Annotated in this window: 15 protein-coding genes and 1 tRNA gene; 9 read left to right on the forward strand and 7 right to left on the reverse strand. The window is 40.0% G+C overall.

Features of this window, described 5'->3' with window-relative positions; genetic code table 11:
- Nucleotides 1–714, reverse strand: a 714-nt coding sequence (locus tag ACTF6W_RS09770; protein WP_438994354.1) for a tryptophan 2,3-dioxygenase, incomplete at its 3' end; no start/stop codon positions are given.
- A gap of 157 nt (nt 715–871) precedes the next feature.
- Between ACTF6W_RS09770 and ACTF6W_RS09775 the strand changes: the two genes are divergently transcribed.
- The 4 genes from ACTF6W_RS09775 (at nt 872) to ACTF6W_RS09790 (ending at nt 7014) form a co-directional block, all read left to right on the forward strand.
- Nucleotides 872–2587 (forward strand): arylsulfatase, encoded by a 1716-nt coding sequence (locus ACTF6W_RS09775; RefSeq protein ID WP_438994355.1) that lies wholly within the window; start codon nt 872–874, stop codon nt 2585–2587.
- A gap of 32 nt (nt 2588–2619) precedes the next feature.
- Nucleotides 2620–3858 carry a kynureninase gene (gene kynU / locus ACTF6W_RS09780; protein ID WP_438994356.1) on the forward strand — a complete coding sequence of 413 codons (1239 nt, stop codon included), beginning with the start codon at nt 2620–2622 and terminating at the stop codon, nt 3856–3858.
- Between the two features lie 66 nt (nt 3859–3924).
- Nucleotides 3925–5562: an AMP-binding protein gene (locus ACTF6W_RS09785; protein WP_438994357.1), complete on the forward strand. Its 1638-nt coding sequence runs from the start codon at nt 3925–3927 to the stop codon at nt 5560–5562.
- Between the two features lie 3 nt (nt 5563–5565).
- Complete coding sequence (locus ACTF6W_RS09790; RefSeq protein ID WP_438994358.1) at nt 5566–7014, forward strand: NADH:flavin oxidoreductase; 1449 nt, start codon at nt 5566–5568, stop codon at nt 7012–7014.
- Nucleotides 7015–7336: 322 nt separating this feature from the next.
- Here the strand turns inward: ACTF6W_RS09790 and ACTF6W_RS09795 are convergent.
- The 4 genes from ACTF6W_RS09795 to ACTF6W_RS09810 all read right to left on the reverse strand — a co-directional run bounded on the left by ACTF6W_RS09795 (nt 7337) and on the right by ACTF6W_RS09810 (nt 10053).
- Nucleotides 7337–7413, reverse strand: a tRNA-Met gene (locus ACTF6W_RS09795).
- Between the two features lie 99 nt (nt 7414–7512).
- On the reverse strand, nt 7513–8652 hold the full coding sequence (mnmA, locus tag ACTF6W_RS09800; protein WP_438994359.1) for a tRNA 2-thiouridine(34) synthase MnmA: 1140 nt from the start codon (nt 8650–8652) through the stop codon (nt 7513–7515).
- Nucleotides 8653–8703: 51 nt separating this feature from the next.
- Nucleotides 8704–9300 carry a flagellin gene (locus ACTF6W_RS09805; protein WP_438994360.1) on the reverse strand — a complete coding sequence of 199 codons (597 nt, stop codon included), beginning with the start codon at nt 9298–9300 and terminating at the stop codon, nt 8704–8706.
- A 126-nt stretch (nt 9301–9426) separates the two neighbouring features.
- The gene (locus ACTF6W_RS09810; RefSeq protein WP_438994361.1) at nt 9427–10053 is read right to left on the reverse strand and encodes a histidine phosphotransferase family protein; all 627 of its coding nucleotides are present in this window, start codon (nt 10051–10053) and stop codon (nt 9427–9429) included.
- Between the two features lie 93 nt (nt 10054–10146).
- Between ACTF6W_RS09810 and cysQ the strand changes: the two genes are divergently transcribed.
- Nucleotides 10147–10935, forward strand: a complete 789-nt coding sequence (cysQ, locus tag ACTF6W_RS09815; RefSeq protein WP_438994362.1) for a 3'(2'),5'-bisphosphate nucleotidase CysQ — start codon at nt 10147–10149, stop codon at nt 10933–10935.
- Here cysQ and ACTF6W_RS09820 read toward each other — a convergent pair.
- Nucleotides 10930–11556 carry a LysE family translocator gene (locus ACTF6W_RS09820; protein WP_438994363.1) on the reverse strand — a complete coding sequence of 209 codons (627 nt, stop codon included), beginning with the start codon at nt 11554–11556 and terminating at the stop codon, nt 10930–10932. The genes cysQ and ACTF6W_RS09820 overlap by 6 nt on opposite strands.
- A gap of 70 nt (nt 11557–11626) precedes the next feature.
- On the opposite strand from ACTF6W_RS09820, the gene ACTF6W_RS09825 reads away from it, so the two are divergent.
- Nucleotides 11627–11941, forward strand: a complete 315-nt coding sequence (locus tag ACTF6W_RS09825; protein WP_438994364.1) for a DUF3253 domain-containing protein — start codon at nt 11627–11629, stop codon at nt 11939–11941.
- Here ACTF6W_RS09825 and ACTF6W_RS09830 read toward each other — a convergent pair.
- Nucleotides 11938–12294 (reverse strand): hypothetical protein, encoded by a 357-nt coding sequence (locus ACTF6W_RS09830; RefSeq protein ID WP_438994365.1) that lies wholly within the window; start codon nt 12292–12294, stop codon nt 11938–11940. The two genes, ACTF6W_RS09825 and ACTF6W_RS09830, sit on opposite strands and share 4 nt — an antisense overlap.
- Here ACTF6W_RS09830 and ACTF6W_RS09835 point away from each other — a divergent pair.
- The 3 genes from ACTF6W_RS09835 to ACTF6W_RS09845 all read left to right on the forward strand — a co-directional run bounded on the left by ACTF6W_RS09835 (nt 12293) and on the right by ACTF6W_RS09845 (nt 14897).
- On the forward strand, nt 12293–13318 hold the full coding sequence (locus ACTF6W_RS09835; RefSeq protein WP_438994366.1) for an RluA family pseudouridine synthase: 1026 nt from the start codon (nt 12293–12295) through the stop codon (nt 13316–13318). The genes ACTF6W_RS09830 and ACTF6W_RS09835 overlap by 2 nt on opposite strands.
- Before the next feature lie 62 nt (nt 13319–13380).
- On the forward strand, nt 13381–14274 hold the full coding sequence (rpoH, locus tag ACTF6W_RS09840; protein ID WP_438994367.1) for an RNA polymerase sigma factor RpoH: 894 nt from the start codon (nt 13381–13383) through the stop codon (nt 14272–14274).
- Between the two features lie 149 nt (nt 14275–14423).
- Nucleotides 14424–14897, forward strand: a complete 474-nt coding sequence (locus ACTF6W_RS09845; protein WP_438994368.1) for a hypothetical protein — start codon at nt 14424–14426, stop codon at nt 14895–14897.
- Nucleotides 14898–14900: the final 3 nt, after the last annotated feature.

A 14900-nucleotide genomic window follows, 5' to 3' on the forward strand; every position in this document is an offset into this window, starting at 1 on the left:
ATATTCGAGAGACGTGATTTTTTCTCCTAAGGTATATAAATCCCAGTGTTTATCGACATTTGAATATATATCTCGCCATACATCTTCCACAACCGATGACGGTACATATGGTTTTGAAAAATCACGATCTAATTTATCCTGAGGAATGTTCTGCCCCTTATTGGCTAAAAATTTTAACGTGACGTCGTATAGCGACGGGGCGGCTAAAACATCATTCAAATGCTTATAGACCTGTTCATCTTCCTTATAAACAACGATAAGATCCTTATTTTTATTACCTAATAGAAATTCAAGTTCACGGTATTGATAAGATTGAAATCCCGACCCCTTACGCAGATATTCTCTAAATGTCAAAAAATCATGCGGTGTTAACGTGGCAAGTATTTCCCAAGAGTGAATCATGTGACGTAAGATTACCGCAATGCGATCAAGCGATTTATATGCCTTTGGCAAATAGTCCGATTGCAGAAAACCCGTCACCAAACGCGCTTCATGTATACACTGTTTTATCCATAGTTCCATTGACTGGTGGATAATGATGAACATAAGTTCTTCCGGCTCGTCAGAAACAGGAATTTGGCACGAGAGCAAAGCTTTTGTCTGAATATGCTTACTGTAAGTAAGTGCTTTATCCCACTGTATCTTCTCTCCGTTAATGTCCGCTTCGAAGGTTTCAACACCATCTTCTAGATAATTTTTTACCTTAATGCTCACGATGTCCCTCACTGATTAGTTGTTTTTTTAAACATTACATAAATGCTCTTGTTATGCAATGACCTGCTATTTGTGTTTAAATGAAATCAGATTTACAAGTCTCCCATAATACCCTAATAGTAATTATGTCCAAACTTAAAACTCGCAGGAGAGAGACGTGATTAGTAAAATTAAATATACAAAAAACGTAGAGTTTTTTTTAATAATCATGATCAGCTTTGTTACTGCCTCGTGTTCTGCTAAAAATCAAACAGAACAGATACAAAACACAAAAGCAGCCCAACCAAACATTTTATTAATCGTTGCCGACGACTTGGGCTTTTCCGACCTCGGTGAGTTTGGCGGGGAAATCAACACACCAACGCTCGATGGTCTTGCCAATCAAGGCGTTAAGTTTTCTAACTTTTATGCGGCACCAATTTGTTCATTCACACGTTCGATGCTTCTATCTGGAGTAGACAACCATTTGTCTGGCCTTGGTGGGTTCGATTCAGAAGGAGTAGGCCTCGGAACAGTTCAGGTGGGCTACGAGGGCTATCTAAACTTCAGGGTTGCCTCTATCGGTGAACTGCTGCAGGACGCTGGTTACAGCACTATAATGACCGGCAAGTGGCATTTAGGATTAGAAGAAGATCAGGTCCCCCATAGCCGCGGGTTTGAGCAGACTTATGTTATGCCGCGCGGTTCTTCAAGCCATTACTCGGAGCTAGCGGCTTCTAGCAAAATCCCAACAACAATCTATCTTGAAAATGGTAAAGAAGCAGTTCTACCAAATGATTTTTATTCAACCAAAACCTATACGGATAAGATGATTGAATACTTAAAGAATGTCGAAGATGATAAACCGTTTTTTGCATTTGCTTCATACACTGCACCTCATTGGCCACTGCAAGCGCCAGACGAATTCATCGAAAAGTACGAAGGAATATATGATAGCGGTTACGATGAAATTATGAACGTGCGTCTTAATAAAATGCAAAAGTTGGGACTTATATCTGAAATTCCTAAAGACTTTCCGCGATCACCCATAGTGGCAAATTGGCATGATCTCGACGAAAGTCAAAAAGCAAAGGAAGCCAAAAATATGGCCGTTTACGCGGCAATGGTCGAAGCGATGGATTTTCATATTAATCGAATTATTGAACACTTAAGAGCTTCCGGAAAGCTTGATAATACTTTGATCATATTCATGTCTGATAATGGTGCCGATGGTAATGATCCTTACCATATTGAAGACAACGTAAATTGGGTGCCTGAAACCTTTACTACAGATACAGATAGTCTTGGGAAACCTGGCAGCTTTACGGCTTATGGCCCCGGTTGGGCAAGCGTTAGTTCTGCTCCCTATAAGTTATACAAGGCCTTTTCCAGTGAAGGCGGCATTAAAGTTCCTGCTTTTGTTGTTTGGCCCACGGAAATAGCCGAAAAATCATCATTTGAAAGTAGTTTCATGACGGTTCTTGATGTCGTACCAACGCTGCTGGATGTTGCAGGGGTAACATACCCAACTAGTACGTATAAAGGCCGAGAGCTGTTTCCTCTGCAGGGACGCTCATTACTGCCATATCTTACAGGGAAAGAAGACAACCTAGACGATCAATATACTATGGGATGGGAGCTATTTGGCCGCAAAGCCATTCGCAAAGGCGATTGGAAAATAATTGATAATAACAAACCATACGGCAAGAGTAGGTGGGAGCTTTATAATTTAAAAAGCGACCCTTTTGAACGAGAAGATTTATCAGAATTTGATCCCGCAAAGCTTTCTGAAATGATAGAAGTCTGGGACCAATATGCTGAGCGGAATGGTGTTATCCAATCTGGTTATGCCGATGTGCCTTATAGTAATAAAAATGAGCATTATAAACGCTAAGGTAAGGGCAATATTAATTAAGGAATGAAACTATGACTATATCTCGAGAACAGATGTTGAAATTTGATGAGACCGATCCTGTTAAAAGATATAGGTTAAAGTTTAAATTACCTGAAAAAACGATTTATATGGATGGTAATTCACTTGGTGCGTTACCTATAGCAGCAATAAAGAGAATACAAAATGCGGTCGAAGATGAGTGGGGCCGCGGTTTAATTACCTCATGGCTCGGTGCGGACTGGGTTACGCTGCCACAGAGAATTGGTGATAAAATAGCCAGTTTTATTGGAGCCGAAAAGGATGAAGTGACGGTCTGTGATTCCACTTCAGTTAATTTGTTTAAAGCTCTATGTGCAGCACTACATATTAACGATGACCGGAAAATCATGCTTTCTGAAAAAGGAAATTTTCCAACCGATCTATATATTATGAATGGCATTGAAAACTTCGCAGGACAAAATATTACGTCTAAGATTGTCGAGCCGGAGCAGATACTTGATGCGATTAACGAAGATGTCGCGGTGTTATTGCTTACTCAGGTTCATTATAAAACTGGTGTGATCAGAGATATGGCTGAAATAAACCGAAGAGCACATGAAGTTGGTGTTCTGGTTGTATGGGACTTAAGCCATTCAGCGGGTGCAATTCCATTGGATTTGAATGCTAGTGAAGCAGATTTTGCAGTCGGGTGCGGATACAAGTTTTTTAATGGTGGACCGGGGGCACCTGCTTTTATCTATGTTGCAAAGAGGCACCAGAACGATCAAAGTCCTGTACTTTCTGGATGGTTTGGCCATCAAGACCCTTTCCTATTTACCGACGACTATGCGCCGGCAAATGATGTTCGTAAGTTTTTATGCGGTACTCCACCTGTTTTGGCGTTAACAGTGCTCGAAATTGGGGTAGACATCTTTTGTGAAGTCGATCAGCATCTATTGAGAAAAAAGGCACAACGGCTAGGGGCTTTATTTATAACTCTAATGCAAGAAAAATGCGGGGATTATGGTTTTGAAATTATTAGTCCAGTTGAAGATGAATTAAGGGGTGGTCACGTATCACTTTCCCATGAGAATAGTTACGAAATAATGCAAGCTCTAAAAGCAATGGGTCTTATTGGGGATTTTCGAGCGCCAGATGTAATGCGTTTCGGCATAACACCCCTCTATTTGAGATATGAAGATATTTACGATGCAGTGGGTATCATTTCAACCGTTATGAAAACCAAAGCTTGGGATAACGAAGAATTTAAACATAGAGCAGATGTGACTTAATAAACCTTATGGAAACAATAGTTGGGCACTATACAACATAAAAAAGGCCACTTTGAACGTTAAGACATGGATAACTTTAATCACAATATCGATGAATTTGTCAAATTAAACCAGCCAGGTATTTCGGAGCAACCGGAATATTTGTTTGAAAATGATGCATTGAAATTTCCTAGAAATTTGAATTGTGCGGCAGAATTAATTGACAAGAATATCTGCGAAGGCCGCGGTGATAAAACTGCGATTCTCACGCCTGACGTGCGATGGAGTTATTTGAAACTCTTCCAAATAAGCAATCGGATCGCACATGTTATTAAAGATGAAATGGGGCTGTTAAAAGGTAACCGCGTTTTGCTTCGTTCTGCTAATACCCCAATGGCTGTAGCTTGCTGGATTGCTATAATTAAAGCCGGAGGTGTTGTTATATCAACTATGCCGCTGTTGCGCGCGCCGGAATTAGACACTATCATTAATAAAGCTGAAATACAGTTTGCCTTGTGCGACGAACGCTTAAAAGAAGAAATTGAAATCACCGATACAGTTTTTCTAAAACAGGTTTGTTTTTTTAATGCTATGGGCGAAAATTCTGCTAACTCAGAATTAGAAGCCTTAATTCAGGGTAAACCTACAGAATTTTCAAATGTCGAGACAAAGCAAGATGACCCAGCTTTAATTGCATTTACAAGTGGCACAACTGGTGAACCGAAAGGAACTATACATTTTCATAGAGATGTGATGGCGATGTGTATATGCGCGGCAGACGCTCTTCTAAAACCGACCGAAGATGATATATTTATCGGTAGCCCTCCAATGGCCTTTACGTTTGGTCTTGGTATGCTAATCACATTTCCATTCCATGTTGGCGCAACGACCATTTTACTAGAAAAAACTAATCCAAGCAATCTGATCGCTGCAATCGACAAATTTAAAGCAACGATCTGTGCGACCGCGCCTACAGCTTATAAATTTATGCTCAAAAATTATCATGACTATGATTTATCAAGTTTAAAAAAAGCAGTCTCTTCTGGCGAACATTTACCAGTTGCTGTTTTCGAAGAGTGGTACACAAAAACCGGAAAGAAAATCATCAATGCTCTTGGTTCAACCGAAATGACGCACATGTTTATTTCAGCAATAGAGAATGACATACGACCCGGCACAATTGGCAAAGCGATTAATGGATACGAAGTACGTATTCTTGGCCCTGATAATGTGCCAGTTGAACCAGAAAGAATAGGTCGTCTTGCGGTAAAAGGCCCGACCGGGTGTAAGTACCTGGCAGATAAACACCAACAAAAATATGTGGTTAATGGGTGGAACATAACTGGCGATATGTGTTCAATGGACAACGATGGTTACGTTAGCTTTGAAAGTCGAAGTGATGATATGATCATTAGCGCGGGTTACAATATTGCCGGACCAGAAGTCGAAGATGCTCTTTATACTAATGATAAAGTGTCTGAATGTGCGGTGATCGGCGTTCCAAATGAAGAGAGAGGCTCCATCGTTAAAGCCTACATTATACTTAATGATGGAAACACTCCCTCAGATGAAACTGCACTTGAATTGCAGAACTATATAAAAAAAGTTATTGCGCCCTACAAATATCCAAGAGAAATAAAATTTGTTGAAACTTTACCTAGAACAGCTACAGGGAAAGTAAAAAGAAACAAATTGAGAGAATTGAACCAACAAAATTGGAATTGATCAATGTGGAAACCACCAGAACGAATTAAACATTATCCTGATCCCGGGAAATGGCCAAGCGCTGACCAAGCTGGTGGAGCATTATTGTTCCAACCCGTAAAAATTGGTAAGGACGTATTGAAAGAAAGAAGTTGGGTTCCCGCCATGGTACCTTGGCGGTCTAATGATGATGGAATAGTCACAGACGAAGTTATTGAGTGGTATAGGAGGTTTGCAGAGGGTAAACCTGGCGCAATAGTAGTTGAAGCAACTGGTATTAGAGATATACCATCAGGTCCATTGTTACGGATAGGACATGATCGTTATGTTGATGGGCTTAAAAAACTTGTTGATGCGGTCCTTATAGCAAGTGATGGGCAAACAAAATTATTTATTCAAATTATCGACTTTCTGGCCATGAATAGAAGACCAGATCCGAAAAAATATTTTGGACGGCACTTAAAAATCACTGATGAGCATAGAACGGCTCTGAAAGCTGAAAACTGGTCAGAAGAAGCAATTCGAGATCATCTTATGACATTGGCTGATGAGCAGCTTGAAACAATATTAAATGTCCGCGAGCTTGAATCATTGCGCCTAGGTCATCGTGACCGAGTTACAGATATCGACCTTCAGCGTATAAAAGAACTTCCTGATACACTGCCGGAATTATTTTCTGATGCCGCTGAGAGGGCAAAAATTGCTGGTTTTGATGGTGTTGAATTGCACTACGCGCATGCTTACACAATGGCATCTTTTCTATCGGCTCACAATACTCGTACAGACGGTTATGGGGGCAGCAAGGAAAATAGAGTTCGCCTCCCATTGGAGGTATTTAATGCTGTGCGTAAGCGAGTAGGTGCTGATTATACATTAGGGTGCCGTTTCTTATCTGAAGATTGTATTGATAATGGGAACACTCTTGAGGACACCTGTTACTTTGGCAAACAATTTGCAAAAGCTGGTATGGATTTTATATCTCTCTCAAGGGGAGGAAAATTTGAAGACGCACTACAGCCAAAAGTTGGTAGTGCAGTCTATCCTTACACTGGACCTAGCGGTTACGAATGTATGCCCCAATTTATGTCTGACGAAAAAGGTCCTTATGGTCGTAATGTGGAGCCAGCATATCAAATTAGAAAAGTAGTTCGCGATGCAGGCTATGATATTCCTATAGTTGTTGCAGGAGGTATCCATAGTTTTGAACAAGCGGAAGAAATTTTGCAGTCTGAGAAAGCTGATATAATTGGTATGGCGCGCCAAACGTTGGCTGATCCTGACTGGTTTAGAAAAGTAAGAAAAGGTAGGGGGGATGAGGTGCGCGTTTGTAAGTACACCAATTACTGCGAAGGCCTAGACCAAAAACACAAAGTTGTTACATGTCAGCTCTGGGATCGAGTAGACTTGGGTTCAGATGACATACCAAAAACTCTGGATGGCAAAAGACGTTTAACAGCTCCTAAATGGGAATAGAACAATATGGCTATATATTTTCCCTAAAACTGGATTCAAAATCAGGTTATCAGATATATTTATGCAACGACATTACTAAAGCGAGTGTCCGCTTTGGGTCGAAAGCGGACATTCAGATTTTAACGAAGGTAGGGTATAAATGACCCCATCAGACCAAGTTGGACTAACTAAGGTTATTGCATACAAGGATGTTGATATTTCGGTGTGTTGCCAAAAAATGAAGTTAACTACGATTGATCGTATAATAACTAGATGGTGGACCATATATGGACCATATAATAAAAAAGGACTAAGCCAATATTAGCTAAGTCCTTGTTTTATTTGGTAGCGGGAGAGGGACTTGAACCCCCGACACGCGGATTATGATTCCGCTGCTCTAACCAGCTGAGCTACCCCGCCGCTCCAAATAAATATTGCCCGACTCTAAGGTGTCATCGGACAGCGCATCTTATAGTGAATTGTTATTTGGCTGTAAATAGATATTTTTCATATTCACAATTATAGAGAAAAGGATGTTTCTGCTTTTGTGATCCAGCCGCCGCCAAGTAATCTATCCTCATGGTAAAAAACAGCGGCCTGACCGCTAGAAACACCATATTCCGGTCGTTTCAGAAGAAAATAGGCTTCATCCTGTTTTTGACCTTTATAAAGCTTCGCTTCCTCTGCTGGCCTTGTGGAGCGGACTTTTACCATTATATCAATTCCATCTTCGGGAATATCAGTATTTCCGAGCCAGTTTAATTCTTTGATTTCGACTTTTGAAATTTCTAAAGCTTCTTTTGGTCCGACGATGACTTGCTTTTTCACGGGGTCAAGCTTAATGACATAAAGCGGATCACCACCACCAATTCCGATACCACGACGCTGACCTATTGTGTAATAAATAATTCCTTTATGTTCACCAAGAACACAACCATCAAGGTGAACAATTTCACCGGGTTCACCCGCACCAGGCCTTAAACGTTCGATAACACTTGCATATCCTCCATCAGGTACAAAGCAAATATCCTGGCTATCCGGCTTATTGGCAATCGTTAGTCCATATTTCTCGGCTAGTTTTCTCACATCTTCTTTCACCATGCCACCAAGAGGGAAACGTAAAAAGTTAAGCTGCTCTTGAGTTGTTGCAAAAAGGAAATAGCTTTGATCTTTAAGCGGGTCTACGGCTCGGCGCATTTCAGCATCATTGATGTCCCCTTCTCTTCTGACATAATGACCAGTTGCTAAGACATCAGCATCCAAATCTTTTGCCGTTAAAAGAAGATCTTTAAATTTCACTTCCTGATTACAGCGCACACAGGGGATTGGCGTTTCACCTCGAATATAACTATCGGCGAAATCTTCCATGACGCTATCCTTAAAGCGACTTTCATAATCCAGAACATAATGTGGAATTCCAATGGCCTCTGAAACGCGGCGCGCATCATGTATATCTTGACCTGCACAGCAAGCGCCTTTTTTTTGAATGGCAACGCCGTGGTCATAAAGCTGCAAGGTTATACCAATTACATCGTAACCTTGATCTTTAAGCATTGCAGCAACGACAGAACTATCAACACCGCCGGACATAGCAACAACCACGCGCGTGTCTTCTGGGGCTTTATCTATACCGAGACTATTTAACTGTTTCTTTTCCATTCCCGTCACATAGTATGCTTTTAGGGAAACTTCAAGTCTTTACGTACTTGGTTATATGAAGTTCAGTAAAGAAAGTCTTGATAACTCACTTGTTAATTTATAGGAAACCTCAAGCGCGGTCTGGTCGTTATTCACTCTTGTGATGGCTTCGGCCATATTAACATCCTCAATATCAGAAATGAAATTTAGCATAAACGTTTCTTGCTCTTGATGTTCTTCTAATAATTCGTCTGCGCGGCCATAACGCATACCATTGCTGGATAATACAATTCGCAAATCTTCGATGACATTCTCAAAAACGCTCAATTGACTTTCAAGAAACGTATTCTGAGCCGGCGTTAATTCACCTGATATCGGGGTAAGATTATCAAAATCAGCCAAGACCTTAATTGCCATAAATAAATCTTCCGCAACTTCATCTGCTAAAAGGCTATATTCCATATCCGTATTTTGTCCGATTTTCGCAATTGCTTTGCGTCCATCATTTTGAAACATGTTTCCGCCAGCTGTTGCTGCGACTAAGTCCCCTAGATTATCGCCGACAATTGGCGGTACGTCTGTTCGACCGCCACTAAATATATGTACCCCACCGATGTCTGTGTTAAGTGATGCAATCATAGAGCTAAATGCTTCTTCAACAGTATCCATGCCAATTACCTCTTTTACTAGATTCTGGGTATACCAGCCTCTAATCTCTACGAAATTGGTTAAAATGAAGTAAAGCTTTGCTATTTTTTCTCAAATAATAAGATTTTTTAAGCAGCAAAAATGCTGTTAGGTAGAAAATTTTAAGGTAAAACTATTTTCATTATGCTCGATATGTTCAATTTTACTACCGAGCTCACGTGCAACACTGGATGCTAAATAGGCAGGTGCTATTTTTGGATCCCCATCTAAAGTCTCTGTATTGCCGCATATCATTTCGCGTGCTTTATCTTGGAAAATCACGCGGTCGGCTCGCACTGATACTTCAGTAATGATGCTTTCACCCGTTTTGGTAATATTAACGGCCATGTCACCGCCGCGAATTAAACTTTCACTGGCGACAAGTATCATATTTAATAGCACTTTTAATGTGCTTTTATCCATTTCACCGATTTCAGAATTCCAATCAAGGTTAATTGGTGTCCCTTCAAACAACGAAGTAGCTGCATTTTTGGCATCTCGAATTGGAACGTGAGCGCCAATACCCCCAGCAGCACCAAATGCTAATCTATAAAACTTAAGTCTATTAGATGTTTGTCCAGCACTAAGCTCAAGAAGTTTCATTACTTCTGCACGCATCATCTCGTCTTCTTCGTCACTTAAAATTTCAATACCATTAGAGATCGCCCCTACAGGGCTAATTAAATCATGGCAAAGACGTGAGCATAAAAGGGCGGCAAAATCTAATTCTTTCATAAAAAAACTTTCTATCTTGTAGTATGATGCGAATGGTTCATATAATACTCAGCAGAATAAAAACGACAACATAAATTAATTAGAAAAAATCAAATGATCGAAAATAAATATCAAAAATTTGCTGAAGTTCTTCGTCCTACCGCTGTTAAAGCCGGAAGAAAAATTCTTGAAGTCCGTGAAGGAAATTTAGGCATATCTATAAAAGGTGATCAGTCACCAGTTACAATCGCAGATCAACAGGCTGAAAAAATAATTTTATCCTCTCTCAAAAACATTGCCCCTGAAATTCCTATCATTGCAGAAGAAAGTGTTAGTGCTGGTATTGTACCTGAAACAAAAGAAATCTTTTGGTTGGTTGATCCATTAGATGGAACAAAAGAGTTTATATCTGGTGGTTCTGATTTCACAGTTAATATTGCGCTTATTGAAAACGGCATTCCTACTTTTGCTGTTATTTATGTTCCGGCAACATGTAAATTATATACGGCATTAAATAGAGATACTGCTATTTTGCAAAATGTTACGCATGACGTAATCTCACCCGATGAAATCCCTATAAGAACGCGCCCCATACCCCAAGAAGGAATGACAGCAGTAGCCAGTAAATCCCATCTGGATGATCAAACTAAAGCATTTTTAATAGATAATAATATTGAGAATACTGTTTCCGTAGGCAGCTCGCTCAAATTTTGTATTGTCGCCACTGGCGATGCTGATATTTACCCTCGTTTTGGCCCGACAATGGAATGGGATATTGCCGCTGGGCATGCGATTTTAAATGCTGCTGGAGGAAGCGTCACTAATCCCGATGGAACTCCATTTAGATATCAGAAAAAAGGTTATTTAAATGGGGCATTTATTGCGAAAAGCCATCCTTCATAAAAGAAAACTTAAATTCTTTATAAATGCACTCAAACCAAATAACATTATAATGACCGCTGATATTTTGTTGATTTTTTCTAGCCCTTTATCAGTTATCCCTTTACCAATTTTTGCTGACACATTCGAAATGATAGCCCACCACAAACATGATCCTATAAATATCCCTAATGAAATGAAACTTGCGTTAAAATAGTTATTACCCATTTCACCTAAGCCCATACTTACGAATATAGCCACAAAGCCCAAAACCGTTAAAGGGTTCGACATGGTTAAAAGAAATGTGCCAATAGCAGCTTTTATTCTATCTTTATAAGTATCTCTAATATCATCAATATGAGGGTGGCTGAACCAAAGTTTTAAAGCGATCACAATCAATGCAATCCCGCCAATCACCTGGAACCAGACATTAAATTCCTCGATAAAGGTGGTTAATCCAGCCAACCCAAATGCGGCCAAGGCCCCAAATAGTCCGTCTGCAAAAGCGGCTCCTGTTCCAACGACAAAACCATTCTTAGGTCCCTTGGTTAGGGCGCGTCTTATGCATATAATATTCACTGGGCCAATATGGGCTGCCATAACTAGGCCGATCAACATTCCCCAAAGCAGATAAACAGGCGACATTTATTTATTCTCTTTCTTCATAGCTTCAATTTATCGTGCATAACTTAACAAAACATGTTACATGGCGATCATGACAGATGTAAACGAACAAAATGACGAAGCTGAAAAAAAGGAAGACCCTGTTCAGCTCTATATCCTAGAGGCGATTGCTGATGGTTCAGTAGTAAGTCCAAATGATATCGCCATCAAAATTTCAAAGGATCGCGCCAAAGACAGTGACCCTGAGGATGTTTGGCGAAAATATATGCTCGCAGTCAAGCAACAAGCAAAGTATCTCGCCCGAGAAGGTCGAATAAGTATTTTAAGACGCGGAAAAGTAATAGACCCGAATAAAATGAAGGGTTTGGTGAAATTTTCACTGCCCGTTGAAAGTGCTGATGATTAATTAGATTTTATCGTCGCAATTATATTGCCTGCGTAATCAACTAAAATTACTCTTTCAATAGTTTGATTTCGGCCAATATTAATCAAGATTCCCTTATCACTGTTGCTGCTAGAAATAATTTCTTCGCCATTTGAAAGTTTTAAGTTTATTTCAAATGGTTTTGAATTTGTCGGTTTTACAATTTGTGATGTTTGATATTTTTCAACCAACGCGGCTTCGGCCGATTTTTGATCATTATATTTCATTATGGAAGCAACAATGATAACAACGACCATAACGACAATTAAAACACCCAAAGTAATCACAATTCCCTTGAGTAATTTATAATTTTTTGGCATTGGTTCTTCTGACATGACGATAATTACACCTAAATATTATGAAGCAGCAGCTGACGAAGAGGATAAAGGCTTACGCCTAGATAAGTTCCTCAGCAATAAGCTTCCGGACATTAGTCGTTCCCGTCTTAAAAGCCTGATCGTCGAAGGTCAAGTCTTTCTGAAAGATTCTGAAAAGAAATATGAAGACCCTTCAGCAAAAATAAAAGGGCATGAGATATTTGGCTTAAATATTCCTGATCTTGTAGAGCCTATCCCTGAAGGCGAAGATATCCCACTGGATATCTATTATGAAGACGATCATTTAATAGTCCTATATAAGCCTGCTGGTATGGTCGTCCACCCTGCCCCAGGAAACTATAGCGGTACTCTTGTCAATGCACTCATCTACCATTGTGGCGAAAGTTTATCAGGCATCAATGGAGTTAGAAGGCCCGGTATTGTTCACAGGATAGATAAAGATACAAGCGGCCTTATGGTTGCTGCGAAGTCCGACAAAGCACACAAAGGTTTGGCAAAACAATTCGCAAAACACAGCATGGAAAGAGCTTATTATGCTATTTGCTGGGGGGTTCCAAACCCAACAGCCGACGAAATTTATGCTCCGCTTAAAAGAGACCCTAAAAATAGATTGAAGATATCTGTCCAACCAAGCGGAAAAGAAGCGCTCACACATTACAAAGTTATAAAAAGATTAGAACCTCCCAGAAAAATAACATCCCGGCAAAATGTTAAGCAAGGCTTGCCACCAAGTCTCTCACTAGTTGAGTGCCGCCTTGAAACGGGTCGAACACATCAAGTGCGGGTTCATATGTCACATTTGGGATATCCTCTTGTTGGTGATCCTCTTTATAGCCGTCGCAATAATCCTTCCAAAAATTTATCGGAAGGCGCAAAAGAGGCACTTTCCAATTTTACACGTCAAGCACTTCACGCTTATTTGATCGGATTCATTCATCCGATTACCAAGGAGCACTTGACATTTGAAACAGAATTACCAAATGATATGAAACACCTTATTCAAGCATTAGTCGCTGTCTAAATACTGCCATAATGTTTTTATAAGATAAAATGGATAAAAAGGACTGAGGGTAAAAACTTAAGATGGCGCAAAATAATCTACCAGTGATATCACCGGACGGTAGTTTAACGAGCTACCTACATGAAATTCGTAAATTCCCAATGCTTAAGCCGGATGAGGAGTTTATGCTCGCAAAAGCATGGACGGAGCATGGCGATACGGATGCTGCCCATAAATTGGTTACTTCTCACCTTCGTCTTGTGGCTAAAATTGCGATGGGTTATCGCGGATATGGTTTGCCGGTAGGTGATCTTATTTCCGAAGGTAATGTCGGCATGATGCAAGCAGTTAAACGTTTTGACCCTGATAAAGGTTTCCGTTTGGCCACTTATGCAATGTGGTGGATTAAGGCCTCAATTCATGAATATATCCTTCGATCTTGGTCGCTCGTTAAAATTGGAACGACGGCAGCACAAAAGAAATTGTTTTTTAATTTACGTCGCATCAAGGGCCAACTTGAAGCCGTTGATGAAGGTGATCTTCATCCGGACCAAGTTACTGAAATTGCCAATAGACTTGATGTTAAAGAAGACGAAGTTGTTCAAATGAACCGCCGTATGTCTGGTGGTGATCATTCATTGAACGCGCCAATGCGTGCCGACATCGAAGGTGAATGGCAAGATTGGCTTGTAGACGAAAATACACCAGATCAAGAAACAGCATATGCAGATGAAGAAGAGTTAAATTACCGACGCGGACTTATGGCTAATGCCATGAGTGCTTTAAATGAGCGTGAGCAACATATCATTTCAGAACGTCGCCTAAGTGATAGCCCTAAAACTCTTGAAGAATTAAGCATCGAATATAGCATTAGCCGCGAACGCGTGCGTCAAATCGAAGCACGCGCCTTTGAAAAACTGCAGATCGCAATGCAGGCTGCTGCCGCCGAAGATGACATGCTCACAATCGAGCAGTAATAAGTATCCGGAAAGTAAATTATTGGGGGAATACTATTATAGAAAAATCAAAACTATTACTCATTTTTTGGCTTATTTCGTTTGCTTTAATCTTAATCTTCCTATTTAATTTTCCTATAGCATTATACTTCATTGATTGGGAATTCCATGTGATCTTCCAAAGTGGTGCTTGGATTATTTCCTTATTCATTTTGATAAAGTTATCTACATTTTGGAAAATTAGATATCTCAGATATCTACATCATATTGTAAGTTTTTTATGGGCTATACTGGTATTAACAGCATTAAGCGGCACAGCTTTAATCGGTAAAAATAGAGTGGATAAAAAGTTAATTTCGGAACACAAAACCAAATCCTGCCTCTATAGAGCTTATCAATTTGACCCAGGTGCAATCGGCAGTTCATCCATTCAGATTATCGCCGAATATGAAATTCTATACTCATTAAAAGTCGAAAAGAAAAAGCTTGTTGTATTTCGTGGCTCTAACCCAGAAATCAAAATATCCAAGGACAATCACATATTAGTGCAAATTGGCACGTATAATCCCCATAAGGAAGATGAAAGTCATTTGTTCCAAACAGAAATAGAGAGTTGCCTAACAGGAAAAACGATCTATCTTTAATAT

Origin of the sequence: Pseudemcibacter sp., assembly GCF_965661635.1 — a bacterium.
Classification (GTDB): Bacteria; Pseudomonadota; Alphaproteobacteria; order Sphingomonadales; family Emcibacteraceae; genus Pseudemcibacter.